Raw genomic sequence first — 26,780 nt, 5'->3', positions numbered from 1 at the left:
ACATCTTCACGTTCGAAAGCTCAACGCCCGATCCATCCGCCTTCACACGGATCTTCACGTTGTAGTCAACAACCCGCTTCACTGGCACGAGTATCTTCATGAGGTCCTTCCTTCAACACTGCGCTCTAGAACATGGCCTGTTCGGCGCCGCTCCGTTTGTCGAATGGCGACATGGATACGCGTTTTTCCCCCAATTACAACGCTTCCATGCCGCAGATAGGCAAATTGCTTCAGGACGATAAATAACGTTTACGTCAACGTCAATACGTACGTCTTCGGTGATTGGTTTGCGACGCTACCGATTCTTGCCGGGAACCCAGAGCACATCGGCGTGGCCACGGTCATTGGCGTGCCGTGCGGCGACGAAGAGAAAATCGGAAAGCCGGTTGATATATTTCAGCGCCGCATGGCCGACGCGCTCGCCGTCGCTGTGCGACAGCGCGACCATGAAGCGCTCTGCGCGCCGGGCAATGGTGCGGGCAAGGTGCAGATGGGCGGATGCCGGGCTGCCCGCCGGCAGAACAAAGGATCGCAAGGGCTCGAGATCGGCATTCAGCAGATCGATGTCGCGCTCAAGGCGCTCGACCTGATGGTCGATGATGCGCAGCGGCTCGTAGGACGGCGGTTCGTCCGTCTCCGGCGTCGAAAGATCGGCGCCGAGATCGAAGAGATCGTTCTGGATGCGCATCAGCATGGCGTCGAGACCGGCCATATCGGCCGTATGCAGTCTTGCGACGCCGATGGCGGAGTTCGTTTCGTCGACGGTGCCGTAGCTTTCGACCCGCAGATCGTGTTTCAGCCGCCGCGGACCGGTGGCGAGGCCCGTGGTGCCGTCATCGCCGGTCCTGGTATAGATCTTGTTGAGCTTGACCATCGTCTTCCCGTCGTCAGGCTCTAGGCCGGGCGGCCGCCGCCCGTCAGCCAGAGCGTTAGCATGATCAGAATGACTGCGACGGCCTGCAGCAGCACGCGCAGCTGCATCAGCCGGTTCGAAAGGTTGGGATTGTCGCCTTTCATCATGTTCAGCAGGCCGCGAACGAGAACGATCGCGACCAGGCCCATGACAATGATGGCGGCAACATAGGTAACGGTCGACATGGCTCCTCCATCCTTGTCTTCGGAGCGGTTCAGCCTTTCCCGGGCTCTCGGATCCGCTCCATCTCATCATTTTCCGCAATTCCGGACGGAAAGCTGCTGCGCGCTTTTCTCGGGATTGCTCTAGTCCAGCCGGCGCATCAGACGATAGAAAAAGTTAGCCGGCAATAACCTTTTCAAGAGAACACCCTGTTTGGCGGGCGTCGTTACCAGATAATGTGGACGCGGGTTCTTCGCATTCAAAGCCGATTTTAACACATCATAGACCGCTTCGGGGCCCAATTTATGTTTACTGATCGGGCCGGAACCGTCCAGCCTCCTGAGTTGCCTGCGGTATTCGACGGCATGCGCCGACCCTTCGAGGTCGATATGCTCGTTGATCTTGGCGAGCGCATTGGCGGTGAAGCGCGTCGCGATCGGGCCGGGCTCGATGAGGCTCACATGGATGCCGCTATCCTGCAGCTCCATCCTGAGCGTGATCGTCAGCCCCTCCAGCGCGAATTTCGAGGCGGTATAGGCGCCGCGGAAGCGATAGGGAACGAGGCCGAGAATGGACGAACAATTGACGATGCGGCCATGGCCCTGCTTGCGCATCAGTGGCAGGATCTGGCGCGTCAGCTCGTGCCAGCCGAAGAAATTCGTCTCGAACTGCTCGCGCAGCACATCGGTCGTCAGATCCTCGACCGCGCCCGGCTGCCCATAGGCGCCGTTGTTGAAGAGCGCGTCGATCCGGTCGCCCGTGCGCTCGCGCACGGTTGCGACGACGGCGGAAATCGTCTCGGGCCGGGTGTAGTCCAGAACAAGCGCTTCGATGCCGTCGGCTTCGAGTGAGGCGAGATCGGCTTCCTTCCGCACGGTTGCGAAAACCCGCCATCCGTCGTCCCGCAACGCCCGGGCGCAATAAGCGCCGATGCCGGAGGAGCAACCAGTCAGCAGGATAATGCGTTGTTCCGTCATGGGAAGATGATTCCTGTACAAACCGGAACTCGTTTCCCATATTCAGGGACCCGATACAATCGACAACCGGCGATATCAATCGGACGAAAATGCCGACGTCAGGCGGAGATGGAATGCCGACAGCCCTGCGGACGATTTACAAAGTGATCTACGACGCAGTGTTCCATTTCGTCGAGGATGACGGGTTCGCCATGGCGAGCCATGTGGCGCTGTCGACGCTGCTGGCGGTTTTCCCCTTCCTGATCTTCGGCACGGCGCTGGCAAGCTTTCTCGGCGCCAGCCAGTTTTCGTCGACGGCCGTGCATCTGATCTTCGACACCTGGCCGGAGGCGATCGCCAAGCCTTTGGCCGATCAGGTCGTGCAGGTGCTGACCATCCCGCGCGGCGGGCTTTTGACCATCTCCGTGCTTGCGGCCGCCTATTTCGCCTCGAACGGCGTCGAGGCGCTGCGCATATCGCTCAACCGCGCCTATCGCGTGCCTGAAACCCGGCCGTGGTATTTCAATCGCCTCGCCAGCCTCGGCTATGTGCTGATCGCGGTCCTGATCTTTGCGATCCTCAGCATCCTGCTGGTCGCGGTGCCGCTGGCGCTCAATTACACCCGGCAATGGCTGCCGAAGCTTGCCGATGTCCTCGACATCGTCTTCAGCTGGCGGATCTACGGTACGATCTTCCTGCTGTTGGCGGGTCTCATGATCCTGCATCTGTGGCTGGCCGCCGGTCGCAGGCGGCTGCTCGACGTCATTCCCGGCGTGTTTCTGACCTTGATCTTCTGGTCGGTCGGGGCGCTGCTCTTTGCCTATTATCTCTCGACCTTCGCCAATTATACCGCCACCTATGCCGGCCTCGCGTCTGTCATGATCGTGCTGATCTTTCTCTACATGCTGGCGGTGATTTTCATCATGGGGGCGGAGATCAACGCGGCGCTGATGAAGTTCCGCGTGCGCCGCCTGCTGTTCGGCAAGACGGCGAGCCGTGTGGCCGAGGCGCCATCGGAAAAGGCTCGGTCCGAATCAGAGGCCGATGCGGCGGCGAAGCTCCGCCGCTGAAAGGCCCTGCCGTCGCCATTCGGCAATGCCGGTGTCGCCCATGCTCTTGGAGAGCTTTTTGCCATCGCTGCCGAGGAGCAGGCGGTGATGGTGATAGAGCGGCTCCGGCAGGCCGAGCAGCGCCTGCAGCAGGCGGTGGATCGAGGTGGCGTGGAAGAGGTCGAGGCCGCGCACGACATGGGTGATGCCCTGCACGGCGTCGTCGACGACCACAGAAAGATGATAGCTTGAGGGCGCGTCGGAACGCGACAGCACGACATCGCCCCAGACCGATGGGTCGGCGGGGATACGGCCTGTCTCGCCGTCGCCGCTTTCCTGCCAGTGAAGCGGCCCACCGGTCGCCGCCATCGCCCTTTCCATGTCGAGACGCCAGGCGTGTTTCATGCCTGATGCCAGCAGCCGCTGCCGCTCGGCATCGCCGCGCCCGCGATCGTCGGGCGGATAGAGCGGCGTGCCGTCCGGGTCGCGCGGCCAAGGCTTGCCATCTGTCTCGAAGGCGGCGACGCGGGCCTTGACCTCGCCGCGCGTCAGGAAGGCGGGATAGACGAGGTCACGGGCGATAAGCGTCTGCAAGGCCTGCTGATAGGCCGGAAAATGTTCGGACTGCCGGCGCACCGGCTCCTGCCAGCGCAGGCCGAGCCACGAGAGATCGGCGTAGATGCCCGCTTCGAAATCGGGTGTGCAGCGCGTCTGATCTATGTCTTCGATGCGCAGCAGGAAATCGCCGTCCGCTTTTGCCGCCATATCGTGATTGAGGATGGCCGACAGCGCATGGCCGAGATGCAGCGGGCCGTTGGGGCTCGGGGCAAAACGGAATTTCGGCTTTTGACGGGGAATCTCGATCATGCTTTCTTCTGCCACGAAATCGAATGGGAGACTACGAGACGCCATGCAGATCATTCGCGACGAGCGTGACATCGAACGGGGGCTGGCGGCCCTGCTGGAGCTCGATCCGCGCCTGCGGCCCGTTGCCGCAGAGGCAGGCAGCTTGCCGCTGCGCCTGCGCGAGCCGGGCTTCGAGGGGCTTGCCCACATCATCGTTTCGCAGGTCGTCTCCCGCGCCAGCGCCGATGCGATCTGGGGAAAGATGATCGCCGGGATGGGGCAGGTGACCGCCGAGGGCTATGCGGGGCTGGCGCCGGAGGCGTGGCGAGGCTTCGGCCTTTCGCGAATCAAGCACGAGACGCTGGCGCGCGTGGCAGACGCCGTTGCCGGCGGCGGCCTCGATCTGCATGCGCTCAGCGCCGAATCACCGGAAAAGGCGCTTTCCGAGCTGACGGAGATCAAGGGAATCGGGCCCTGGACGGCCGAGGTCTATCTGATGTTCTGCGGCGGTCACGCAGATGTGTTTCCGGCCGGCGACGTAGCGCTGCAGGCGGCCGTCGGCATGGCTTTCGGCCACGACGTCAGGCCACTGGCCAAGGCTGTTGCCCGGGAAGCGGCGGTTTGGGCGCCCTGGCGCTCTATCGCGGCCCGACTTTTCTGGGCTTACTACGCCGTGAAAATGCGGCGGGACGCGTTGCCTGTCGTTTAGTCGACCGTCTTGCCGAATTCGCCTCGATGCACTGAATTTATTCGACTTCACAATCCTGTAACAACCGGCCTAATATACAGGTGCAGATGCCGAATCGATCAGGAGGGTTCCTTGACGATTGCAGTCTCCCCGCAGTCCTTGCCGGCGCTCGTCCTGAACGCTGACTATAGGCCGCTGAGTTACTATCCCTTGTCGCTCTGGTCCTGGCAGGACGCGATCAAGGCGGTTTTTCTTGACCGAGTGAACATCATCGCAGAATACGATCAATGCGTGTCGTCACCGAGCTTCTCGATGCGGCTGCCGAGCGTCGTGTGCCTGAAGACATATGTGCAGCCGTCCCGCAATCCCGCCTTCACCCGCTTCAACGTCTTCCTGCGCGACAGGTTCGAATGCCAATATTGCGGCTCCCATGACGACCTGACCTTCGACCACGTCATCCCGCGCGCCCATGGCGGCGAGACGACCTGGGAAAACGTGGTGGCCGCCTGTTCGCCGTGCAACCTGCGCAAGGGCAGCAAGCTGCCGAGGCAGGCGGGCATGTTCCCGGCGCAGAAGCCGTACCAGCCGACCGTGCAGGACCTGCACAACAACGGCCGCCTGTTCCCGCCGAACTATCTGCACGACAGCTGGCTCGACTATCTCTACTGGGATTCGGAGCTGCAGCCGTAAGGGCTTTTCTGTTGGTGCGAGTATCGCCTCGGCGGCTTTATGCGAGGAGAGTGTGGCACCCGCCTCTGTCGCTGCCGCGACATCTCCCCCACAAGGGGGGAGATCGGCAAGTCGTGGTACCTTCGCGACCTAAATCGACATCGTATCTGCTGTCGTTGAGCTTACTTTGCTTTGTAGCGAGGTGCTGCACCCTCCAACCAATCTCCCCCCTTGTGGGGGAGATGTCACGAAGTGACAGAGGGGGGTATCAGAGCTACCTCATGCGAGAGGGCCGTCGCTCGCCCAAAAATATCAAGCAGCCTTCTTCGCGCCCACAAAAGCAATTGCCGCCAGGATCACGCTGGCGATCACGTTCCAGCCGGCCATGGACAGGCCGAGGATGCGCAGGGCTGCTTCCGTGCAGGACGGGCCTTTGATGGTGTTGAGCTGGCCGAGCAGGTCGCCGGCGTTCTGCGTGACGCTGCTTGCCGTCGTCGAGCAGGTGGTCGGGCCTTCCCAGAAGTGCCACTCGACGCCGGCGTGGTAGACGCCGATGCCGCCGCCGACAACCATCATCAGGCCGGCGATGATGAGGAGACCGCGGGTGATCCAGGAGGGCAGGCCAGCGACCGCCGTCAGGACGGCGATGATGGCGACCGGAATGCCATAGTAGTAGGGCTGGCGCTGATCGAGGCAGAGGGCGCAGGGAATATAGCCGCCGATATACTGGAAGCCGAGCGCCGAGCCGATGACGACGATCATGCCGATCGTCAAAAGGGCGCCATAGCCGAGGCCGGCGCGGGAAGAGGGCGAAGTCATGGACATGCGTTGGGGGCTCCTTGGTCAGCTTGCCAGGGCAAAATGGAAGATGCCGTACAGGGCGATGAGAACGGCGGCGGCGGCCATGGTGATCTGGCCCAGGCGCCTTTCGATGAAGTGGCGGATGGATTCGCCATAGCGGCGCAGCAGGAAGGCCAGGAAGAAGAAGCGCGCGCCGCGGGCGACGATGGCCGAGACGATGAACAGGCCGAGGTCGATATGGGCGACGCCGGACAGGATCGTCACCACCTTGATCGGCGGCAGGTGCGCCAGGCCCGACGTCACCAGCAGCAGCAGGATCCACTCATAGGTGATGCCGGCGCTCATCTGGTTGAAGGCGTCGAGCTTGCCGTAGAATTCCAGGATCGGCTTGGCGATGGTCTCGAAGGCGTAATAGCCGAGCGCCCAGCCGGCAATGCCGCCGAGCACAGAAGCAACCGTCGCCGTCAGCGCGTAGCGCCAGGCGCGCTCCGGCTTGGCGAGAGACATCGGCAGGAACAGGACATCCGCCGGAACCAGGAAGATGGAGCTTTCGACGAAGGCGATCACGGCCAACCAGATTTCCGCCGATTTGCGGCCGGCAAGCGACATGGTCCAGTCGTACAGTCTACGAAGCATAAGGCCCCCTTCTTGCTGCGTCGCAAACCTTTAGGGGGCAGGATTATGGCTGTAAATGGTCGCCGGCTGACGGAAGCCGCACAAAATCAAAATTTTTCGTGATGGTGCGGGGATTTGGCGCAGTGCCGCCGCAACCGCCGTCGCGTCTTCTCAATAATATTCGACGCGCGTTTCGTTCAGAACGACACGGACGACGCGATAGACATAGAGGAAGCTGGCGAGGCCGAGGGTGACGAGGATCAGGATCGCCCAGACGATGACATGCCCTATCGAGTGACCGATATTGAACGTGCAGTTCAACCGCCCGATCACGCGGCCGGATCCGTGCAGAAGCTCGGTTTTGTTCAGGACTGCGCGGTTGAGGTAATAAGGGAAAACGATCAGGGCGAGACCCAGCGTGATGATCGTCAATATGATCCAGAGAACAACACTGCCGATGGCTTCGACGGTGCTGAACGAGCACCTGAGCCGGCCGATGCGAGTGGGTGCAGTCGTAATGTCAGACACTATATTTTACCTCTTCGGCAATGTGGTGATGAATCTATCTCTTGGTTTTTATAGGATATTTTAAGGTTTCTCGGCTGACGAACCGTTCGGTACAGTTCTTCTGACGATGAGATCCCAATCGTCCGGATTGTCTTCAGTCGATTTCATGCGTGCGACCCCAAACCTGCCCTTGGCCTTGCAGTCGATCGTCGCGACGCGGCCTTTTGCCGTTCTGGTCAACCTGCAGAAGCCAGACGCTTTTAACGGACCTTCAGCGTAAATGCCGGTGACTTTGAAGAGATTTCTATCAATGATCGAGCCCGCGAAGTTGAAGTCGCCATTTGCCGTCTTTGCACCGACCAACATTTGGCGAAGCTGGGGCACTTGCATGGAATAAACCTGCCGACAGGCTTGTCTTGGAGCATCGCCAAGTTTCACGAAGCATGTTCGAGCGACAGACACCTGATGTTGCGGCGCGGAAACGGCCTCGTCAAAGGCAAGGCAGGCAATCACGATAGTGAAGATGATATAGGCTACTTTCATAGCAGGCCCCGGTTTCGAGCACACTATGCCATCAATTGCGCCAAAATCAACTATTGCGTGACTTTATTGTTATATATTAGCGATATGGTTGCATTCGCCGATGCTTGGCGAAGCTGATGGACCACGCGAGAGCCGGCAACGCTTCAAGCCGATCAAGATATCGATGATAGGGTGAGATGGTGCCCCATGCCGGAGTCGAACCAGCACTTCTTTCGAAACTCGATTTTGAGTCGAGCGCGTCTACCAATTCCGCCAATGGGGCAACGGATCATGACGAGGCGGCTGTCTAGCATGTGATCGGCTTGGCGCGCAAGCCGGGGCTGGCAGATATTGCGAGTGTTTCCGCAGGGTTGTGGTTTGGCCCATGGCGTGGGGACGCCATGGGCTTTTTAACGCGTAAAGCTCAGTGCGCCATGGCCGGGCCCTTGGCTGCGGAGCCGGACTTTTGCAGCGTGATCGCCAGTATCGCAGCGAGCAGGCAGAAGGCGCCGGCGACGAAGAAGGCCGGCAGGTAGGTGTTGAGCTCCGTGCGGGTGAGGCCGGCGCCGTAAGCGGCGGTGGCGGCGCCCAGCTGATGGCCGGCAAAGACCCAGCCGAAGACGAGGCCGGCCTTTTCGCGGCCGAAGCGGTCGGCGGCGATCTTGACGGTCGGCGGCACGGTGGCGATCCAGTCCAGCCCGTAGAAGACGGCGAAGATCGACAGGCCGTAGAAGGTGAAGTTGCTGAAGGGCAGGTAGACGAGCGACAGGCCGCGCAGGCCGTAATACCAGAAGAGCAGCCAGCGATTGTCGAAGCGGTCCGAAAGCCAGCCGGAACCGATCGTGCCGAAGAAATCGAAGATGCCCATGACGGCGAGCACGCTGGCGGCCGCCACCGGCACGATGCCGAAATCGCCGCAGAGGGTGACGAAATGCGTCTGTATCAGGCCGTTGGTCGACAGGCCGCAGATGAAGAAGGTGGCGAACAGGATCCAGAAGGTGGAGGTCGTGGAGACTTCCCGCAGGATCGACAGCGGCGAGACGAGCGCGGCCTTGAGGTTCTTCGTGGCCGGCGGCGCAGGCGTGATGTGGATTTCGCCGACCAGCGGCAGATTGACGTCGGAGGGGCGGTCGCGCATCAGAAGCAGCACGATGAAAGCGGCGACGACGATCATGCCGCAAACGAAGAGGACCGTGGTGCGCCAGCCGTAGCGCGTGGTCAGTTCGGCCATCAGCGGCAGGAAGACGAGCTGTCCCGTGGCCGAGCTTGCCGACAACATGCCGACGACGAGGCCGCGATGCTTGGTGAACCAGCGGGTCGAAACCGTTGCCGCCAGCACCATGGCGGTGAGGCCGGTGCCGAAGCCGACGATGACGCCCCAGCAGAGCAGCAGCTGCCAGACCGCAGTCATGAACAGCGAGCCGATGAAGCCGATGCTGATGGTCGCCAGCGCAAAGACGATGACCTTGCGTACGCCGAAATAGTTCATGAAGGCGGCGGCGAAGGGGCCCATCAGGCCGAACAGCACGAGGCGGACGGCGAGCGCCGACGAAATGGAGGAGGTACTCCAGCCGAACTCATCCTCCAGCGGCTTGATGAGCACGCCGGGCGCGCCCATGGCGCCGGCCGTGACGAGCATGGTGAGGAAGGTGGCGCCGACGACGACCCATCCGTAGTGGATGTTGCGCCGGGCGAGCGTCGAAGCGAGGGCAGTGGAAACCATGAGCTGCGTTCCGATAGGGTTGCGTATATTGGCGTCAGGATCGGGAGAGCTGTCAACGTGCTCGATCGCGAACGGCCAGGGGGACCGTCTACGCTTCTAGCGCCATGCCGTTCTCCCGGCTTGAACGTTTGTGTAAAGGCATTTACATGATTGCTATCATATTTGTTGCGTATTGATGATGCTCATCATATAAATTGTCAATACAGATTTATTGAAGCTCTGATGGAGTTTTTGATGAGAGTGAGCCGGGAAAAATTCGCCGAAAACCGCGAGAAGATCCTTGCGGTGGCAGGAGAGCTGTTTCGCGAGAAGGGTTTCGACGGCATCGGCGTCGCCGAAATCATGAAGGCGGCTGGTCTGACGCATGGCGGTTTCTACGGCCATTTCGATTCGAAGGACGAACTCGCCTGCGAGGCGAGCAAGGCGCTGGTGGCGCGCTCGCTGGATCGCTGGAAGCATGTGGCGGCGAGCTCGCCGGATCAGCCGCTGGAAGCGCTGCTGGCCCACTATCTCTCGCACCGCAACGTGGTCGAGCATGCGACCGGCTGCGTCTTTGCGGCGCTGACGCAGGAGGTCAGCCGGCACGGGCCGGAGATGCAGTCCACTTTCACCGGCGGCCTGATGGGACTAGTCGGCGTGCTTGAGGAGATCGTTCCCGGCGAAACGCCGGAGGAGCGCCGGCGCAAGGCCTTTGCCAGCCTCTCGGCGATGGTCGGCGCCGTCATCCTGGCGCGGGCGATGGACAATTCCGAGCTGTCGCAGGAATTCCTGTCGGCCACCCGGCAGGAGCTGACGCCCCGGCCGGGTGAAGAAAAGAGCTGATCCAGATCCGGAAGGGTCTAGTCGCGGAAGGCGAGCAGTCCGCTCGCCTCGACGACCTCCTTGAACTTGCCGTCGGGCGCGGCCGCAAGCAGCTCGGCGCGAAGCGCGGCTTCGAACTCGGCGGCCTTGTCGCCGAGTGCCTGCGGCGACGTAGACGACATCGAGAAGACGCGGCCGACGATGTCCTCGATATCCCTAGTGTATTCGGAGACGATGCCGATGCGTTCCAGGTTGCGGAAGGGTGAGGCGAGCAGCATCGCCTCATGCGGCGCCCATGCCTTGCTCTTGCGCAGCAGCCGGTCCGCATTGCGTTCGGGCGAATAGGTTTGCCCCAGCGGCTCGAGGATGCCGCGCCAATCCGGCTCCGCCAGGATGCTTTTGTCATGAAAGAGGACGACGGCGCCGCCCGGTTCGATCAGCTTGTCCAGCGCTTCAAGCGTTGCCGGCCTGTCCATCCAGTGAAACGAACGCCCCATGACGCAGAGATGCAGACGGCCGATATCGGGCCCGAGATCGTAGGAGGATCCCTGCCGGACGGTGACGTCGACGCCGGCTTTCCCGGCGCCGGCCTCGACTTCGGCGAGCATTTCAGGTTCGGGGTCAATGGCGGTGACGGCCGCGCCCTGCAGCCGCGCGAAGGCAATGCCGAGCTGGCCGGGGCCGCAGCCGAGGTCGAGAACATGGTCGCCGCGCTTCAGGCCGCTGCGCTCGGCGACGCGATCGATCAGTCTGTCCGGATAGGGGATGCGGTAGCGCAGGTAATAGGCGGCGGTCGATTGAAAGCGCCGCGCTTCGAAGGGAACAGTGATCATGAATTATCATCCTCGGGGGCTAGGAACCTTGACCTGTTAAGCCTCAACTGTGACCGACCTGTGAAGTCACTTTTGCGCGAGTTGCCGCCAGCGTGACGGCAAGCCCTGTTGGGCTGTAGAGTGTGCGATTGCCCCTCACCCTAGCCCTCTCCCCGCTCGCGGGGAGAGGGGACGATAGAGCAAGATACTCGCAATCACCGTGTGGACAGGACGTGGATTTGGCGGAAAAAGCCCCCTCTCCCCGCATGGCGGGGAGAGGGTCGGGGTGAGGGGCCAAGCAGGTGGCTGCGGCGTTACCAGCCTTTCCTGACCAGCTCCAATATTCCCGATCACTTGAACCCGGCGACCCCGTGCGGGATGTACGGCGATTCCAGAGCCTCGATTTCTCCCGGCGTCAATTTCACCTCCAGGGAGGCGACGGCGTCCGTGATGTGGCCGGGCTTGGAGGCGCCGATGATCGGGGCGGTGACGGCGCTCTTCTGCAGGATCCACGCGGTCGCGACCTGCGCGCGCGGGACGCCGCGTGCCTTGGCCACGGTGCCGACGGCATCGACGATCCTGCGGTCGGCTTCGAGCGCCTGGGTATAGAGCGTCTTGCCGAATTCGTCGGATTGCGTGCGGGCCGTGGCTTCGTCCCAGTCGCGGGTCAGGCGGCCGCGGGCGAGCGGGCTCCAGGGGATAACGCCGATCTTCTGGTCTTCGCAGAAGGGCAGCATCTCGCGCTCTTCCTCGCGGTAGAGCAGGTTCAGGTGGTCCTGCATGCTGACGAATTCCGTCCAGCCGTTCAGGCGCGAGGTGTAGATCGCCTTGGCGAACTGCCAGGCATACATGGAGGAGGCGCCGATATAGCGGGCCTTGCCGGCCTTGACGATATCATGCAGCGCTTCCAGCGTTTCCTCGATCGGCGTCGTGTAGTCCCAGCGGTGGATCTGGTAGAGATCGACATAGTCGGTGCCGAGGCGGCGCAGGCTGTTGTCGATCTCGTCGAAGATCGCCTTGCGCGACAGGCCGCCGCCGTTCGGTCCTGGCCGCATGCGGTTGAAGACCTTGGTGGCGAGCACGATATCCTCGCGGCGGGCGAAATCCCTGATGGCGCGGCCGACGATCTCTTCCGAGGAACCGTTGGAGTAGGTGTTCGCCGTGTCGAGGAAACTGATGCCGGCCTCGATCGCCTGGCGCAGCAGCGGGCGGCTGTCCTCTTCCTTCAGCGACCAGGCATGCGTGCCCATGTTGGGGTCGCCATAGGTCATGCAACCCAGGCAGATTCGTGAGACTTCAAGGCCTGTTCTGCCAAGCTTTACGTATTCCATCGATATTCTCCGTCCGTTCAAGATATTTGGCGTAAAGAGCCGCCGCCGTCTGGGGGCGGCGGAGTGTGCGTCACCAAGGTCAACAGGCGGGCCAGGTGCGCCGCCGGTCGGTGCGTCGGTTCGTGAAGAGCTTCGAAGTATTCCTCAATAATAAGAGGATTTGCCCGCCGGGGAAGACGGCTGTCTCAAATGTTTCCTTGAACCCCAGGGGCGACAGGTGTTAGCTGCGCCGCACCATTTTCTGGAATTCTGCATGAAATTGCCTCCGCTTGATACTTATGAAGCCCTCTATCGCGACTTTCGTTGGGAGATTCCGGCGAAATTCAACATAGGACATGCTGTCTGCGATGCCTGGGCCGAGCAAGAGCCCGAGCGTGTCTGCCTCCAGCACTTCAATCCGGACGGCAATCACTTTTCCATGACCTATGGCGAGTTGCGCGATCGTTCCGCTTCCTTTGCCAATGCGCTCGTCGCGCTCGGAGTGCGTGCCGGAGATCGGGTGGCGTTGCTGCTGCCGCAGAGTTTCGAAACGGTCGTGGCGCATGTGGCGATCTACAAGATGGGGGCGATCGCGCTGCCGCTGGCATTGCTGTTCGGTGCCGAGGCGCTGGAGTACAGGCTGAAGGCGTCCGGAGCGTCGGCAATCGTCACCAACCGCTTCGGGCTCGAAAGGCTGCGCCCGATCCGGGACCAACTGCCTGAGTTGGCGCAGGTGATCAGCATCGACGGCGCTGACAAAGGCGTCGCCGGCTTTGCCGATCTGGTGGCGGCACATCCGCCTCTCTTCGAAGTCGCCGATACCGGCCCGGACGATCCTGCCTTGATGATCTTTACCTCGGGCACGACCGGACCGCCGAAGGGCGCGCTGCATGGCCATCGCGTCCTGCCGGGGCACATTCCGGGCATGCAGTTCGCCCATGAGGGCTTTCCGCAGACCGGCGACCGGCTGTGGACGCCATCGGACTGGGCCTGGGCCGGCGGCCTTCTGAATGCACTTCTGCCGAGCCTGATGCTCGGCGTCCCCGTCGTTTCCTCGCCAGCGCAGAAGTTCGATCCGCACATGGCCTTCCGTATCATGGCCGAGATGGAGGTGCGCAATGCCTTCATTCCGCCGACGGCGTTGCGGCTGCTCAAGGCCATCGACAATCCGCGGGAGCGTTACGACCTCAGGCTCCGCACCATAGGCTCGGCAGGCGAAGCGCTCGGCCGCGAAACCTTCGAGTGGGCGCGGTCCGCGCTCGGTGTCAGCGTCAACGAATTCTTCGGCCAGACGGAGTGCAACTTCGTCATTTCTTCCAGCGAGGCCTTCGGCGTCAGCCGAGGGGGAGCGACCGGCAAGCCCGCGCCCGGCCACCGCGTCGCCATCGTCGATGCCGATGGTGTCGAAGTTCCGGTCGGGGAGAGCGGGCAGATCGCCATCAAGCGGCCCGATCCGGTGATGTTTCTCGGCTACTGGCAGAACGAGACGGCGACGGAGGCGAAGTTCGCCAATGACTGGCTGCTGACCGGCGATATCGGCCGGCAGGATGCGGATGGCTATATTTCCTTCGTCGGCCGCGACGACGACGTCATCACCTCGTCGGGCTATCGCATCGGGCCGAGCGAGATCGAGGATTGCCTCGGCGGTCATCCCGCCGTGCAGCTTGCAGCCGCGGTGGGCAAGCCGGATGCTGTGCGGACGGAAATCGTCAAGGCCTATGTCGTGCTCGTGCCCGGCCGCGAGCCGAGCGAGGCATTGGCGGAGGAAATCCGCGAATGGGTGAAGACCCGGCTTTCCATGCATGAATATCCGCGCGAGATCGAATTCCTCGATGCTTTGCCGCTGACGACATCGGGCAAGGTGATCCGTCGTCTGCTGCGCGAACGGGCGATCGCCGAGAGCGTTGATTCAAAAGGCTAAAGCATGTCGCGCAGGAGCGCGCGGCGGTTTTGCGTCCGGAACCGCTTTAGCGCTTCGTCAGCGAAAGGATCTTTTCGCGCAGCAGCTTCGCCATGTTGCGGGTGCTGCGATACATGTGCAGCTGGGTGGTTACCTGGCGGACATCGCGGTCGCCGTTCGGCGTCAGGCCGATGATGAGCGTGCCCATGTCCTCGCGCTCATGCCAGAAACGGCTCATGATCGGATGATCCGGCACCGCGCAGGAATCCGTGCGCACGACGTTGGCATCGTCGAGATGCCATTCCGTCAGTTCGCCCATCAGCAGCTTGCCCGGCGAAAAGCGGGCATAGGCTTCGTCATAGGCCGTCTTCCACGTATAGGCCTCGCCGCCCATGATCAGCACGATCATCGAGGCGATGGCCTTGCCGTCGAGATCGATGGAATGGATGCGGACGGCATCGATGGCTGCAAGGTTGGAAATCGCTTCGCGGGCGAAGGCGGCATGGTGGCGATCGGTGACGAGCGCCGAGCGCTTCTTGCCCTTCCAGCCGCTTGCCTCGAGCGCCAGGAATTCCTCCATGCGCGTGTGCACGTCGCGAGGCTGGCGGGCGACGCTGTAGCTGACCTCGCCCTGGTTTTCCAACAGGCGCCACTGCCGGCGCATCTCGCGCAGATGCGCGTTGGAGATCGTGCGCTTGAGATAGGCCAGCGCGTCGTCGCTGCTCTGCAGCATCGGGCGCCGGAAGGGGTTGGCGACGGCGATCGGCAGGTTTCGGCCGATGGCGATGACCTTGGCCATCTGGACGAAGCGGCCGTCGAGGCGCACATCCGGCAGAACGAGCGTGGTCGGCAGGTGCAATTCCTGCCGGGCGAGCGCCTCGAAGAGGTTGTCGAGCGTCTCGCCGGCATCCTCTGCGTCGAGCAGCGGCGTGCCGAGCGGGCCGAAGGAGTTCGACCAGACACGGATGATCGATGGGCCGATCGCAAAGCCGGGCTTGTCGACGGTGAAGGGCATCAGCAGCCGTATGCGGCTGCGCGTGCTGCTGTTGTCGCGCATCAGCGCCAGGCGTACCTGCCGGTCCTCGAGGCGCGGCATGGCGGGCGCCAGGAAGCGGCCGGAGAAGAAGACGTTCGGCTCCATGGCGCGATTGGACAGGAAGTCCAGCTCCTCCTGTAGCTCGTAGCCGAGCTTGCCGGGATAGAGACAGAATTCGCGGCCTTCGCGGCCGACCTCGACCCGGGCTTCGGCTTTCGGCGTTTCGAAGTGCAGCGCTGCGAGCGTGTGCGTCAGGGCGTTCACTTGGCTGTCTGTGCTTTCGGTGTAAGGAGGGCGGGCCATGTTCAGAGTGCCCCCGTTGCCGATGGCGCCGCGGGGCGCCGCATGAGGGCGAAAAGGGTGATGCCGAGCGCTCGGCGGACGGCGATGTGCAGGAGCAAAGCTTCGATCGCCATGGCGGCAGCGCCGGCGATGGCAGCTCCCTCGATGCCGAGATGAGGGATGAGGGCGACGTTCAGGCCGATATTGACGACGAGCGCGGTGGTATAGAGATAGACGCAAAGTATCTGCTTGTCGGCCATGGTCAGCAGGATTTCAGCGGGGCCGACCAGCGCTCTCGCCAAAATACCGGTGAGCAGGATCGCCATCACGATCTGGCCTTCGATGAAGGCGGCGCCGAAGAGCGAGAGCAGGAATTGACCGGCCGCGAGAACCAGAAGCCCGACGGCGAGCGCGGGGAAGAAGGCCCAGCGGGTCGCTTCCGTCGCGAAGGCTGCGAGCTTGCTTCGATCGCCTTCGGCGATGATCGCGGCAAAGCGTGGCCCTATCGCCGCCCTGACGGCAAAAGAGACGAAGAGCACCAGCGCCATCGTCTTGGCTGCGGCGAAATAGATGGCGACCTCATCCGGATCGAGGAAGATACCGACGACGATGACGTCCGAATTGGTGAGAAGATAGCCCACGCCCTCGGCGAGGAAAATCGGAAAGGCGACGGCAAGCCAGGCGCTGAACTCGATGGCCTTCGGCCCGCTCGGATAATGGCGGCGCAAACGGAAGGTCACGGCGAGATATTGCAGCAGGACGCTGGTAAAGGCACCGGCCAGGGCTGCCATCATGGCGGTGACGGCATCACGCGGCGCGCCGGCAAGGACTGCGGCCACCATGAAGAGCAATATCAGCGTCGGGCGGATCAGGAAGGTCGGGCTGAGGGCCATGATCGGCCAGTGCTTGGCGCGGGCCGTGCCGTCCAGAACATCGCCCAGCGCGATCATCGGCACGGCAATCAGGCCGAGAAAGATCGGCATGACGTAATAGTGCTCGACCATTCCTCGGAAAACGTAGAGCAGCAGCGCGCCGATCAGCGCCAGCATGCCGGAGGCTGCGACCACGAAAAGGCGTGCCGTGGCGTTCAGGCCACGAAGGGCGGCATGGTTGCCGCCGGCATCATATTGCGGCAGGAAGCGGATGATGGCGCTCGGGAAGCCAAAACAGGCGAGATTGCCGAAGAGGATCATCAGCACCCAGACGAACACGAAGATGCCGTATTCGAACCTGCCCATCAGGCGGGCAAGGATGATCTGCGACAGAAAGGCGAGGGCAGCGCCCGCGACGCGGATGGTGAAGGCTATCAGCGCCATGCGCTGTGAAACGGCCTTCTCGTCCTGGCCGGTGAGGAGGGCGCCGATCTTGCGCAGATATGGCGATAGCGCTGTCCGCAATGCGGACGGCAACATTCTCTCCGCTGTTTGAAAGACCGCCATGATCGATACGCAATACTTTAAGTATGATCCAAACCTCATGACAGTCTTGGCAGAGGAGAGTTAAGAATCGGTTCTTGCAACACGTAAAAGTGGCTTTGCCGATGGCGGCAGGTTGTCTTTTGTTGTTTCGAAAGCAACCGTGAGGCGCCGTGCGTTTCGGGCGGCACGGGCGCGGGAGCAGGCAGGAAACGGGTGGCGGGCAGGCCGCGGCCATGCACAATCGACCGGCTGTCAGAGGAGGATCCCATGCTCACGCTTTACGACTATTTGCCCTCGCAGAACGGCTGGAAGGCCAGGGTGCTGTTCGGTCTGCTCGATATTCCCTATCAAACTCGCCTGGTGTCGATTTTCGAAGGCGAGGGGCGCACGGAGGCCTTTCTCGACCTCAATCCGGCAGGCGGTATCCCCGTTGTCGAGCTGGAGGACGGCCGCACCATCGCGGAATCGAACGCAATCCTCTGCTATGCCGCCGAGGGCACCCGATTTCTTCCGGCCGACCGCTATCGGCACGCCAAGGTCATGCAATGGCTGTTCTTCGAGCAGTATCACGTCGAACCGGTGATCGGCACGTTGCGATACTGGACGCTGACGGGACGGCTCGAGCTGCAGAAAGCCATGGTGGAGGCGAAACGGGCGGCTGCGCTCCGCGCGCTTGCGGCGCTGGAGCGTGGCCTGAGGAATACGCCGTTTCTGGCAGGGGACGACCTCACGATCGCTGACATCGCCGTCTATGCCTATGGCCATCGAGCGGCGGATTGTGGCTTCGATCTCACCGACTATCCTGCGATGACGGCCTGGTTCGATCGCGTGCGGGAGGCGATCGGGCCTGGCTATCCGATCTATCTTTATAGCGACGATCCGCATTCCGCCGTTTGAGCTCGATGGATTTGCGCGCAACGCTTCTCGGTCGTCACACATAAAAATGCCGCCAGGAGGCGGCATTTTTATTTGCTGTCAGCGGATGACGCTCAGACGACTTCGCTGCTTTCGAAGGCGCCATGGCAGTGCTTGTACTTCTTGCCGGAGCCGCAGGGGCATGCCTCGTTGCGGCCGACGCGGCCCCAGGTTGCCGGGTTCTGCGGGTCGCGGTTTTCCGGCGGTACGAAGTTTTCGCTTACAAGCGAGAGCGGAGCGAATTCGTCCTCGCCGGTCGTCGCGTCGATATGGCGGCCCTGCATCGGCGGCGTTTCCGGCTCGGCAGGCTGCTGCACGAGTTCAACGCGCGAAAGCTGGGCGGTGACGGCCTGGCGCAGGTTGTTCAACAGCGCCTGGAACAGCTCGAAAGCTTCAGCCTTGTATTCCTGCAGCGGGTCGCGCTGGGCGTAGCCGCGGAAGCCGATGACCGAGCGCAGGTGGTCGAGGTTGACGATGTGTTCGCGCCAGAGGTTGTCCAGGGTCTGCAGCACGATGGAGCGCTCGACATAGGTCATGATCTCGGGGCCGAAGCGCTCCGCCTTCTCGCTCGCCGCTTTCTCCGCGGCCTCCGTCAGGCGGGTGCGGATATCGTCTTCCGCGATGCCCTCTTCCTTGACCCAGTCGTGGATCGGCAGGTCGAGGTCGAAGAAGTTGGCGACGGCCGCCTTCAGGCCATCGGCATCCCACTGTTCGGCATAGGCGCGCTCGGGAATATGCTTGGAAACCAGATCCTCGATGACGTCGTGGCGCATGTCGCCGACAGTTTCGGTGAGGTCGGTTGCGTCCATCAGCTCGACGCGTTGTTCGAAGATGACCTTGCGCTGGTCGTTCAGCACGTCGTCGTACTTCAGAACGTTCTTGCGGATATCGAAGTTGCGGGCTTCAACCTTCTTCTGGGCGCGTTCCAGTGCCTTGTTGATCCAGGGATGGACGATGGCTTCGCCTTCCTTGAGACCGAGCTTCTGCAGCATGCCGTCCATGCGGTCGGAGCCGAAGATGCGCATCAGGTCGTCCTGCAGCGACAGGTAGAATTTCGAGCGGCCGGGGTCGCCCTGACGGCCGGAACGGCCGCGCAGCTGGTTGTCGATGCGGCGGCTTTCATGGCGTTCGCTGGCGATGACGTAGAGACCGCCGGCGGCGATCGACCGCTGCTTGAGCTGCTGGATCTCCTCGGCGATCCTGGCGATCGCGGCGTCGCGCTCCGGACCGGGCTCGACATCGTGCAGATCGCGTTCGACGCGCATTTCGAGGTTGCCGCCGAGCTGGATGTCGGTGCCGCGACCGGCCATGTTGGTGGCGATCGTCACGGCGCCGGGAACGCCGGCCTGGGCGACGATATAGGCTTCCTGCTCATGGTAGCGGGCGTTCAGAACCTGGAAGTTGTTGAAGCCCTGCTTGCGCATGAGATCGGCAAGAAGTTCCGACTTTTCGATCGAGGTCGTGCCGACGAGCACGGGCTGATCGCGCTTGTGAGCATCCAGGATCTCGGCGATGATCGCCTTGAACTTCTCTTCATGCGTACGATAGACCTCGTCGTCTTCGTCGATACGCTTGATCGGCAGGTTGGTCGGCACCTCGATCACGTCGAGGCCGTAGATGTTGCCGAATTCTTCGGCTTCCGTCGCCGCCGTGCCGGTCATGCCGGCGAGCTTGTCGTACATGCGGAAATAGTTCTGGAAGGTGATCTGCGCCAGCGTCTGGTTTTCCGGCTGGATCTGCACCCGTTCCTTGGCTTCCAGCGCCTGGTGCTGGCCGTCGGAATAGCGGCGGCCCGGCATCATGCGGCCGGTGAATTCGTCGATGATGACGACTTCGTCGTTGCGGACGATATAGTCCTTGTCGCGCTGGAAGAGCTTGTGGGCCTTGAGCGCGTTGTTGATGTGGTGGACGATCGCGACGTTCTCTACGTCGTAGAGCGATTCACCCTTCAGCAGGCCGGCCTCGGCCAGCATGTTTTCGAGCTTCTCGGTGCCCTCTTCGGAGAAATTGGCCGAGCGCTGCTTTTCGTCGATTTCGTAATCGTCTTTCGTCAGGCCGGGAATGAAGGCATCGATCGTGATGTAGAGATCGGAGCGGTCGTCGAGCGGGCCGGAAATGATCAGCGGCGTGCGCGCTTCGTCGATGAGGATCGAGTCCACTTCGTCGACGATGGCGAAGCTGTGGCCGCGCTGAACCATCTGGGCGCGGTCGTACTTCATGTTGTCGCGCAGATAGTCGAAGCCGAGCTCGTTGTTGGTGCCGTAGGTGATGTCGCAGGCATAGGCGGCGCGTCGCTCGTCGTCGGACAAGCCATGGATGATGACACCCGTGGTCAGGCCGAGGAAGCTGTAGAGGCGGCCCATGGTGCCGCTGTCGCGCTGTGCCAGATAGTCGTTGACCGTAACGACATGGACGCCCTTGCCGGCAAGGGCGTTCAGGTAGACCGGCAGCGTCCCGACCAGTGTCTTGCCTTCGCCCGTTTTCATTTCGGCGATGGCATTGGAATGCAGGATCATGCCGCCGACGAGCTGCACGTCAAAAGGTCGCATGCCGAGGACGCGGCGCGACGCTTCGCGGGCGACCGCGAAGGCGGGCACGAGAAGATCGTCGAGGGTCTTGCCTTCCGCGAGCTGCTGGCGGAACTCCACCGTCTTGGCGGCCAGAGCTTCGTCGGACAGAGCGCGCATCTGCTGCTCGAGCGCATTGATTGCGGCGACTTGCGGCTGGAACGACTTGACCCTGCGGTCGTTGGACGAGCCGAACAACTTGCGGGCAATTCCACCTAGGCTGACCATGTGACTGGTCCTTTCTGAGATTTCATCCGGCCGCTTCCTGCTTAATCCATTCCCGAAAAAAACGGGCGTTTAGCATAAAACGGCCGGAAACTGTTCTGGACGCGAGGTTGCGTGACAGATAAGAGGGGGGTCGATTGATGTCAACGGGATTTGGCCGATACAGAAAGGCCACATTCTCCTGCTGAAGGCTTTTTCATGCCGGATTCACGTCTGTCGAGCCGGTCGAGACCACCGAAGGGTTATTTTATGTTGAAGTACAACAAACTTGCTGCTGCGGTTGCTTTCGCAGCAATCGTTACCTTCCAGGCTCCGGTCTTCGCGGCCGACGCCAAGGACCCCGTTGTCGCCAAGGTCGGCGATGTCGAAATCCATCAGTCCGAGCTCGATCTGGCAATCGCCAATCTCGATCCTCAGCTCGGCCAGCTTCCGGACGACCAGAAGAAGGTTGCCGCGCTTTCTGCTTCGATCGACGTGAAGCTGCTGTCGCAGCAGGCCGCCGCCGAGAAGCTCGACCAGACCCCGGATTTCCAGGCTCACATGGCCTATCTGCGTGATCGCGAGCTGCACAACGCCTTCTTCAAGGCCCATGTCGCCGACAAGATCACGGATGACGAGGTCAAGGCCCGCTACGACAAGGAAGTCGCAGCGCTGCCGAAGCAGGAAGAAGTCCACGCCCGTCACATTCTGGTGAAGACCGAGGACGAAGCCAAGGCGATCATCAAGGAACTCGACGGCGGCAAGGATTTTGCCGAACTGGCCAAGGAAAAGTCGACCGACCCGAACAAGGCCGATGGCGGCGATCTCGGCTATTTCGGCCATGGCCGCATGGTCAAGGAATTCGAAGACGCGGCTTTCGCTCTTCCGGTCGGCACCTACACGAAGACGCCGGTCAAGACCGATTTCGGCTGGCACGTCATCAAGGTCGAAGACAAGCGCAACGCTCCTCCTCCGCCGTTCGACCAGGTCAAGGACCAGGTTCGTCAGCTCGTCATGCGCGACAAGTATCTTGAGCTTCTGAACAAGGCCAAGACGGACACCAAGGTCGTCATCAACGACCCGGCGCTCAGCAAGGCCTATGACGATGCGCAGAAGCAGCAGGATGCGGCTCCGGCCGACGACGCCGTTGCTCCTGCGGATGGTGCGGCAGCGCCCGACGCTCAGCCGCAGCAGTAAGTAGTTGTAAGCAGAATCATCGAGGCCCGGTTTTTCCGGGCCTTTCACTGGAGCCGGATGATTTCAGGTCGATGCGACCTGAAATCATCCGGCTCCGGAATCAAAGAAGCAGAGCATGATGGCATCCGAAAACCGCCTACACTTTTCGGCATCATGCTCGTTGAGGTGGCTCTCATGTCCGGTTCCGTTTCTCCGCTCGCTCCCAAATCCTTCGCGTCCATGCCCGCTCTTCGCGGCGTGCGCATGACCACGGCGTCTGCCGGCATCAAGTACAAGAACCGCACCGACGTCCTGCTGATGGTCTTCGACAAGCCGGCGGCCGTCGCGGGTGTTTTCACCCGCTCGAAGTGCCCTTCGGCTCCTGTCGATTTCTGCCGCGCCAACCTGGCCCATGGCAGCGCGCGCGCCGTCGTCGTCAATTCCGGCAATGCCAATGCCTTCACCGGATTGAAGGGCCGACAGGCGACCGAACTGACTGCAAAATCGGCGGCCGCCGCCGTCGGCTGTGGTGAAAACGAAGTCTATCTTGCCTCGACAGGCGTCATCGGCGAGCCTCTGGACGCCACCAAGTTTGCCGGCGTGCTCGACACGATGGCGAAGGACGCGACAAGCGATTTCTGGTTCGAAGCGGCCAAGGCGATCATGACCACGGATACCTATCCGAAGGTCGCGACCCGCACCGCCGAGATCGGCGGCGTCACGGTGACCATCAACGGCATCGCCAAGGGCGCAGGCATGATCGCGCCCGACATGGCGACGATGCTCTCCTTCGTCGTCACGGATGCCGATATTTCTTCCGCCGCGCTGCAGACGCTGCTTTCCGATGGCGTCGGCCCGAGCTTCAATTCCATGACGGTCGACAGCGATACGTCGACCTCGGACACGCTGATGCTGTTTGCAACCGGCGCTGCCGCGGCTGACGGGCAGGCGCATATCGACCGCGCCGACGATCCGAAGCTTGCCGGCTTCCGTGCAGCCCTCAACGAACTGCTGAAGGATCTCGCCATCCAGGTCGTTCGCGACGGCGAAGGCGCGACGAAGATGCTCGAAATCACCGTGACCGGCGCCGAGAACGATGCCGCCGCCAAGCGGATCGCTCTTTCGATTGCCAATTCGCCGCTGGTCAAGACTGCAGCCGCCGGCGAGGACGCCAATTGGGGCCGTGTCGTCATGGCCGTCGGCAAGGCCGGCGAGATGGCGGATCGCGACAAGCTTGCCATCTGGTTCGGCGATGTCCGCGTCGCCGTCAATGGCGAGCGGGATGGCTCCTATTCCGAGGACGCGGCCTCGAACGTGATGAAACAGCAGGATATTCCGGTGAAGGTCGATCTCGGCCTCGGCAATGGTCGCGCAACGGTATGGACCTGCGACCTGACGAAGGAATATGTTGCCATCAATGGCGACTACCGGAGCTGATATTCTGCTGATGCATGCGCATTCCACGATGAACAAGCTGCCTTTGGTGCGCAGGCTCGAAGCCGTCGGCTTCCGGGCATGGCCTGCTTCGTCCGTGCAGTACGACGGCAGCTGGCAGGTGCGGCTGACGGCCGGGCATCCCTCGAAGCGCCTGAACTCGGTCGTGCCGCTCGACCCCTCGGATCATCGCGATCTCGAAATCCGGCTGGCGAAGGCGCAGCGCAAGTTCGAGGCCTATGGCAGGCCGATGGTGGTGCGCGAGACGCCGCTCGCCTCGTCGCAGCTGATCGACCTCCTGCAGAAGCGTGGCTGGACGCGGTTTGACGAGACGCTCGTCATGATCGCCGATCTGGTCGATCTGGAATTGCCGGATATGCTGGATCACCTGCCGAGCCACGATGTGGGACGGTTCGTCGATGCCAGCCTCGTGGTCGATGAGGCGGACCCCGCTTTAAAGCCGGCGCTGGCGGAGGTGGTGAGCAGCATCAAGCCCCCCTCGGGGCTTTTCGTCATCGAGAACGACGACGCCGGACCCGTGGCGACGACCCTTTGCGTGCAGGACAATGATCTTGCCGGCATTCTGTCGGTTGCGGTTTCGCCGCAGCACAGGCGCAAGGGTCTTGGCGCCGAGATCCTGACATCGGCACTGCGTTGGGCGCGGATGCGCAGCGCCAAGGCTGCGTGGCTTCAGGTCGGCGCCGACAATGTGCCGGCTCTGGCACTTTATGCCAGCTTCGGCTTCCGCGAGGCCTATCGCTATTGCTATTGGCAACCTCCGGGGGACGCATGAGCGAAGCAGGCCGCAAGATCCTTCTCGTCGCCGCCTGCGCGCTTATCGATGCCGATGGCCGCATCCTGCTGGCGCAGCGTCCGGAAGGCAAATCACTCGCCGGCCTCTGGGAATTTCCGGGCGGCAAGGTCGAGGCCGGCGAAACGCCCGAGGAAACGCTTGTGCGCGAGCTTCAGGAAGAACTCGGCATCCAGACCAAGATCGCCTGCCTGGCGCCGCTGACCTTTGCCAGCCACACCTATGAAACCTTTCATCTGCTGATGCCGCTCTATATCTGCCGGCGCTTCGAGGGCATCCCGCGCGGCCAGGAAGGGCAGGCGCTCAAATGGGTTCGGCCGCAGGCCCTGCGCGACTATCCGATGCCACCAGCCGACGAGCCGTTGATCCCGTTCCTGCAGGATCTGCTTTAAGAGTCAGGCCCGGTGCTTCCGCTGCTATTTGCCTTGGTGGAATTGCGCTGGAATAGATTTCCTTGAAGCGGAAGTTCGACTTGGCGAGCTGATCGAGATTGTTCTCCATAGCCTCTCGATGGGAAGGTCCTGTCTTCGGTGTTCTCCGGAGCAACTCCGTCAGCATTTCCGACTGTCTGGTTGAATTCCGTCGGATTGCCTCCAGATGTTCCAACATCAATCCGAAGGTGAAAATCACGGCGCCGCAAAATGCATAGGCAAGCGCGGCGATCAACCCCGCGACAAAGCCGCCAATGCCTCCGATGAAAAGCATCGAGACGGCCAGCACGATCGCGAGGGCGACAACGATGCCGCCGACGGCTTTGAACAATCCTACCATGCATTAGTTCCACTACAACCTATGAGGATATCATGCTTCATAGGTTGCATCGGAAAGATTGAATGTCAATCTCAACTTATTAGTGCATTTACTTGAAGCTATTCTTTTGCGTGTTGTCCTGAGGGGAATTTGTCGCCTGATGATGCGTTGGCTCTCTTTTGAGTTCGCGGCGCACATATTCGGCGCATCCGGAAACGACTCGCAGCAAGTATGGTTAACGAAAATTAGCCATTTCAAATCAGGCTCATAACCCAAATCGGACACTGTCCCGGAATTTTACGTCTCATTAATTTGCATGTGGATATTAAGGGATCGTTTATGACCTTCTGGCATTCAATGCTCTCAATCAAGCAGTTGTTGGGTGCGTTAAAGAAGGCTTGACACAATGGACGACGATTTCTGGAAAGCTGTTCGCGAAAAGGAGCAGTCCTATTCCACGTCGCGCAAGACGGGCGCGTTGAATATCGCTCTGCTGTTCGGTACGGCGGCGGTCGCGCTTTCGCTTATCCTGACGCCAATGCTCTCCGACAAATCGAAGTCGCGCGTGCTTGCGAGTGCACCGGATCTCGACAATATTACAACCGGTTCTATTCCTCAGACCGAGAACGGCAAGCGTTACACGATCCGCCGCAGCGTGCTGCAGCATGAGCCGGGTTCGGTCTGTGTCGTTCAGGGTTACGGCGCCGACAGCGGCTGCTGACAATTGCATGAGCATAGCTTGCCGGATGCCATGACGAGCATCGGATTCACTTGATGTTGATGTCCAATGCTGGGGCTGGGAGCTTTGAGCGCATGCGTTCCGTACGGCGTATTTTCACTGACAAGACCGGCGCGACGGTCATCGAATATGGTCTGATCGCCGCCTTGATGTCGGCAGCGATCATCAGTGGCGTCGGCGCCTTCGGCGGCAGCCTTTCGGAGGTGTTCAACACACTCTCCAACACGGTTCAGAATTCGACAGCTTCCAGTAATTGATTTGCCGCGGGGCCGGCCGCTATTGCTTGAGCTTGTGCTCCTCGACCTTGAGCGCATCGGCGAGCCGCGTCTTGGCGGAGCCCGGTCGCAGCGGCTTCTGCTGGCTTTCGTGCGGCGTCCAGCCTGACAGGTAGATGATCGAGAATGTCGCCCTGATCCGGCCGTCCGGATCGGAATAGCGTTCGGCGTAGAGTTCCGCCGCACGCAGGAAGAAGGCGCGCGTCAATGGCTTGCGGCTGCGGTCGACGAGCGGGTTGGTCATGCCCATGGCGCGCAGGTCGCGCATCAGGGCGAACAGATTATCGTAGCGAACCGTATAGGTCTCGGCGTCGATGACGGGCAGGGTGAAGCCTGCGCGCTGCAAGAGACCGCCGACATCGCGGACGTCGGCAAAGGGGATGACGCGCGGGCTGGCGCCCCCGGTCAGCTCGACCTCGGCCGCGAGCAGCACGTCGCGCAGCTCCTGCAGGGTTCCCGAGCCCGGGATCGCCGCCAGGAAAAGACCATCCGCCTTCAGCGCCCGGCGGATTTGAATGAAGACGCCGGGCGTGTCGTTGGTGACGTGCAGGCTCAGCGGCGAGAGCACGAGATTGACCGCTTCAGCCTCCAGCGGCAATTCTTCCGGCGGCGCCTCGATGACGGTCTCATCGGGGGCAGCAAAGCCCAGCTCGCTTTCGATTCGTCTCAGATGTCCGATCTTGCCGGTCGCCAGAGCCAGGCGAGCAGCAATGCCGGTCGCGCCATGCAGCTCGACCGCCTCGTCGAAATGGCGCTCGGTAACAGCCAGCCGTTCCGCTAGTTCGCCGGCTGCAATGTCAAGCAGGAAAGCAGCCTTCTGGTCGCCTTGTCTCAATGCCCGGCGTTTGCGGGCCGCAAGCAGCGATTGGTCGAACACGATTTCCATGGCGATTTCCTGC

28 protein-coding genes, 1 tRNA gene and 1 pseudogene are annotated in these 26,780 nt (G+C 61.7%); 13 read left to right on the top strand and 17 right to left on the bottom strand.

Going from position 1 to position 26,780, the window contains the following annotated elements; genetic code table 11:
- The 4 genes and pseudogenes from ACQZ6J_RS32325 to ACQZ6J_RS32310 form a co-directional block, all read right to left on the bottom strand.
- Window positions 1-100 (bottom strand): annotated as a pseudogene (locus tag ACQZ6J_RS32325) (electron transfer flavoprotein subunit beta/FixA family protein); the annotation flags it as partial.
- 195 nt (window positions 101-295) lie between these two features.
- Window positions 296-874, bottom strand: coding sequence for a cob(I)yrinic acid a,c-diamide adenosyltransferase (locus ACQZ6J_RS32320; RefSeq protein WP_449087025.1), 579 nt, complete (start codon window positions 872-874; stop codon window positions 296-298).
- A 20-nt stretch (window positions 875-894) separates the two neighbouring features.
- Window positions 895-1,098 carry a twin transmembrane helix small protein gene (locus ACQZ6J_RS32315; protein WP_047630776.1) on the bottom strand — a complete coding sequence of 68 codons (204 nt, stop codon included), beginning with the start codon at window positions 1,096-1,098 and terminating at the stop codon, window positions 895-897.
- 120 nt (window positions 1,099-1,218) lie between these two features.
- Complete coding sequence (locus tag ACQZ6J_RS32310) at window positions 1,219-2,052, bottom strand: SDR family oxidoreductase (RefSeq protein WP_449087024.1); 834 nt, start codon at window positions 2,050-2,052, stop codon at window positions 1,219-1,221.
- 113 nt (window positions 2,053-2,165) lie between these two features.
- On the opposite strand from ACQZ6J_RS32310, the gene ACQZ6J_RS32305 reads away from it, so the two are divergent.
- On the top strand, window positions 2,166-3,101 hold the full coding sequence (locus tag ACQZ6J_RS32305; protein ID WP_449087023.1) for a YihY/virulence factor BrkB family protein: 936 nt from the start codon (window positions 2,166-2,168) through the stop codon (window positions 3,099-3,101).
- Here ACQZ6J_RS32305 and gluQRS read toward each other — a convergent pair.
- On the bottom strand, window positions 3,066-3,947 hold the full coding sequence (gene gluQRS / locus ACQZ6J_RS32300) for a tRNA glutamyl-Q(34) synthetase GluQRS (RefSeq protein WP_449087022.1): 882 nt from the start codon (window positions 3,945-3,947) through the stop codon (window positions 3,066-3,068). The genes ACQZ6J_RS32305 and gluQRS overlap by 36 nt on opposite strands.
- Before the next feature lie 43 nt (window positions 3,948-3,990).
- Between gluQRS and ACQZ6J_RS32295 the strand changes: the two genes are divergently transcribed.
- Both ACQZ6J_RS32295 and ACQZ6J_RS32290 read left to right on the top strand, forming a co-directional pair.
- Entirely contained in the window at window positions 3,991-4,635 is a 645-nt protein-coding gene (locus ACQZ6J_RS32295; protein ID WP_449087021.1) for a DNA-3-methyladenine glycosylase family protein, read from the top strand.
- 111 nt (window positions 4,636-4,746) lie between these two features.
- A complete protein-coding gene (locus ACQZ6J_RS32290; protein WP_112504300.1) occupies window positions 4,747-5,304 on the top strand; it encodes an HNH endonuclease in 558 nt (185 codons plus the stop codon).
- A 291-nt stretch (window positions 5,305-5,595) separates the two neighbouring features.
- Here the strand turns inward: ACQZ6J_RS32290 and ACQZ6J_RS32285 are convergent, their stop codons facing one another.
- The 6 genes from ACQZ6J_RS32285 to ACQZ6J_RS32260 form a co-directional block, all read right to left on the bottom strand.
- Window positions 5,596-6,108 carry a disulfide bond formation protein B gene (locus ACQZ6J_RS32285; protein WP_163994315.1) on the bottom strand — a complete coding sequence of 171 codons (513 nt, stop codon included), beginning with the start codon at window positions 6,106-6,108 and terminating at the stop codon, window positions 5,596-5,598.
- 18 nt (window positions 6,109-6,126) lie between these two features.
- The gene (locus tag ACQZ6J_RS32280; protein WP_449087020.1) at window positions 6,127-6,720 is read right to left on the bottom strand and encodes a YqaA family protein; all 594 of its coding nucleotides are present in this window, start codon (window positions 6,718-6,720) and stop codon (window positions 6,127-6,129) included.
- Between the two features lie 150 nt (window positions 6,721-6,870).
- Complete coding sequence (locus tag ACQZ6J_RS32275) at window positions 6,871-7,227, bottom strand: DUF6693 family protein (protein WP_449087019.1); 357 nt, start codon at window positions 7,225-7,227, stop codon at window positions 6,871-6,873.
- A gap of 60 nt (window positions 7,228-7,287) precedes the next feature.
- A complete protein-coding gene (locus ACQZ6J_RS32270; RefSeq protein ID WP_449087018.1) occupies window positions 7,288-7,749 on the bottom strand; it encodes a hypothetical protein in 462 nt (153 codons plus the stop codon).
- Between the two features lie 177 nt (window positions 7,750-7,926).
- Window positions 7,927-8,011, bottom strand: a tRNA-Leu gene (locus tag ACQZ6J_RS32265).
- A 141-nt stretch (window positions 8,012-8,152) separates the two neighbouring features.
- The gene (locus ACQZ6J_RS32260) at window positions 8,153-9,451 is read right to left on the bottom strand and encodes an MFS transporter (protein WP_449087017.1); all 1,299 of its coding nucleotides are present in this window, start codon (window positions 9,449-9,451) and stop codon (window positions 8,153-8,155) included.
- 234 nt (window positions 9,452-9,685) lie between these two features.
- Between ACQZ6J_RS32260 and ACQZ6J_RS32255 the strand changes: the two genes are divergently transcribed.
- Window positions 9,686-10,273 carry a TetR/AcrR family transcriptional regulator gene (locus ACQZ6J_RS32255; RefSeq protein WP_449087016.1) on the top strand — a complete coding sequence of 196 codons (588 nt, stop codon included), beginning with the start codon at window positions 9,686-9,688 and terminating at the stop codon, window positions 10,271-10,273.
- A gap of 17 nt (window positions 10,274-10,290) precedes the next feature.
- On the opposite strand, the gene ACQZ6J_RS32250 is transcribed toward ACQZ6J_RS32255, so the two are convergent.
- Together ACQZ6J_RS32250 and ACQZ6J_RS32245 are read right to left on the bottom strand one after the other, a co-directional pair.
- Window positions 10,291-11,085 (bottom strand): class I SAM-dependent methyltransferase, encoded by a 795-nt coding sequence (locus tag ACQZ6J_RS32250; protein WP_449087015.1) that lies wholly within the window; start codon window positions 11,083-11,085, stop codon window positions 10,291-10,293.
- A 329-nt stretch (window positions 11,086-11,414) separates the two neighbouring features.
- Window positions 11,415-12,395 carry an aldo/keto reductase gene (locus ACQZ6J_RS32245; protein ID WP_449087014.1) on the bottom strand — a complete coding sequence of 327 codons (981 nt, stop codon included), beginning with the start codon at window positions 12,393-12,395 and terminating at the stop codon, window positions 11,415-11,417.
- Window positions 12,396-12,648: 253 nt separating this feature from the next.
- On the opposite strand from ACQZ6J_RS32245, the gene ACQZ6J_RS32240 reads away from it, so the two are divergent.
- Window positions 12,649-14,295, top strand: coding sequence for an AMP-binding protein (locus tag ACQZ6J_RS32240; RefSeq protein ID WP_449087013.1), 1,647 nt, complete (start codon window positions 12,649-12,651; stop codon window positions 14,293-14,295).
- A gap of 46 nt (window positions 14,296-14,341) precedes the next feature.
- Here ACQZ6J_RS32240 and ACQZ6J_RS32235 read toward each other — a convergent pair whose 3' ends face one another.
- Both ACQZ6J_RS32235 and ACQZ6J_RS32230 read right to left on the bottom strand, forming a co-directional pair.
- Window positions 14,342-15,613 carry a GNAT family N-acetyltransferase gene (locus ACQZ6J_RS32235; protein WP_449087012.1) on the bottom strand — a complete coding sequence of 424 codons (1,272 nt, stop codon included), beginning with the start codon at window positions 15,611-15,613 and terminating at the stop codon, window positions 14,342-14,344.
- Window positions 15,614-15,615: 2 nt separating this feature from the next.
- Window positions 15,616-17,031 carry an oligosaccharide flippase family protein gene (locus ACQZ6J_RS32230; protein WP_449087011.1) on the bottom strand — a complete coding sequence of 472 codons (1,416 nt, stop codon included), beginning with the start codon at window positions 17,029-17,031 and terminating at the stop codon, window positions 15,616-15,618.
- Between the two features lie 246 nt (window positions 17,032-17,277).
- Here ACQZ6J_RS32230 and ACQZ6J_RS32225 point away from each other — a divergent pair, with 246 nt between their 5' ends.
- Complete coding sequence (locus ACQZ6J_RS32225) at window positions 17,278-17,907, top strand: glutathione S-transferase family protein (protein ID WP_449087010.1); 630 nt, start codon at window positions 17,278-17,280, stop codon at window positions 17,905-17,907.
- Window positions 17,908-17,999: 92 nt separating this feature from the next.
- Here the strand turns inward: ACQZ6J_RS32225 and secA are convergent, their stop codons facing one another.
- Entirely contained in the window at window positions 18,000-20,720 is a 2,721-nt protein-coding gene (gene secA, locus ACQZ6J_RS32220; RefSeq protein WP_449087009.1) for a preprotein translocase subunit SecA, read from the bottom strand.
- A gap of 246 nt (window positions 20,721-20,966) precedes the next feature.
- Here secA and ACQZ6J_RS32215 point away from each other — a divergent pair, with 246 nt between their 5' ends.
- The 7 genes from ACQZ6J_RS32215 to ACQZ6J_RS32185 all read left to right on the top strand — a co-directional run bounded on the left by ACQZ6J_RS32215 (window position 20,967) and on the right by ACQZ6J_RS32185 (window position 25,863).
- Entirely contained in the window at window positions 20,967-21,893 is a 927-nt protein-coding gene (locus ACQZ6J_RS32215; protein ID WP_163994284.1) for a peptidylprolyl isomerase, read from the top strand.
- 174 nt (window positions 21,894-22,067) lie between these two features.
- Entirely contained in the window at window positions 22,068-23,309 is a 1,242-nt protein-coding gene (gene argJ, locus ACQZ6J_RS32210; protein WP_449087008.1) for a bifunctional glutamate N-acetyltransferase/amino-acid acetyltransferase ArgJ, read from the top strand.
- Window positions 23,290-24,099, top strand: a complete 810-nt coding sequence (locus tag ACQZ6J_RS32205) for a GNAT family N-acetyltransferase (protein ID WP_449087007.1) — start codon at window positions 23,290-23,292, stop codon at window positions 24,097-24,099. The genes argJ and ACQZ6J_RS32205 overlap by 20 nt, the downstream gene beginning before the upstream one ends.
- Window positions 24,096-24,509, top strand: coding sequence for an 8-oxo-dGTP diphosphatase MutT (gene mutT / locus ACQZ6J_RS32200; RefSeq protein ID WP_163994278.1), 414 nt, complete (start codon window positions 24,096-24,098; stop codon window positions 24,507-24,509). Before ACQZ6J_RS32205 ends, mutT begins: the two co-directional genes overlap by 4 nt.
- 205 nt (window positions 24,510-24,714) lie before the next feature.
- On the top strand, window positions 24,715-24,984 hold the full coding sequence (locus ACQZ6J_RS32195) for a hypothetical protein (RefSeq protein ID WP_449087006.1): 270 nt from the start codon (window positions 24,715-24,717) through the stop codon (window positions 24,982-24,984).
- Window positions 24,985-25,273: 289 nt separating this feature from the next.
- Window positions 25,274-25,588, top strand: coding sequence for a hypothetical protein (locus ACQZ6J_RS32190; RefSeq protein WP_163994272.1), 315 nt, complete (start codon window positions 25,274-25,276; stop codon window positions 25,586-25,588).
- A gap of 53 nt (window positions 25,589-25,641) precedes the next feature.
- Window positions 25,642-25,863, top strand: coding sequence for a Flp family type IVb pilin (locus ACQZ6J_RS32185; RefSeq protein ID WP_449087005.1), 222 nt, complete (start codon window positions 25,642-25,644; stop codon window positions 25,861-25,863).
- Between the two features lie 19 nt (window positions 25,864-25,882).
- Here ACQZ6J_RS32185 and ACQZ6J_RS32180 read toward each other — a convergent pair whose 3' ends face one another.
- Window positions 25,883-26,767, bottom strand: coding sequence for a class I SAM-dependent methyltransferase (locus ACQZ6J_RS32180; RefSeq protein ID WP_449087004.1), 885 nt, complete (start codon window positions 26,765-26,767; stop codon window positions 25,883-25,885).
- Between the last annotated feature and the right edge of the window lie 13 nt (window positions 26,768-26,780).

The organism is Rhizobium sp. A37_96 (assembly GCF_053521765.1).
The sequence above is the reverse complement of the archived record's forward strand: the minus strand, read 5'-3'. Positions and strand labels throughout refer to the sequence as shown.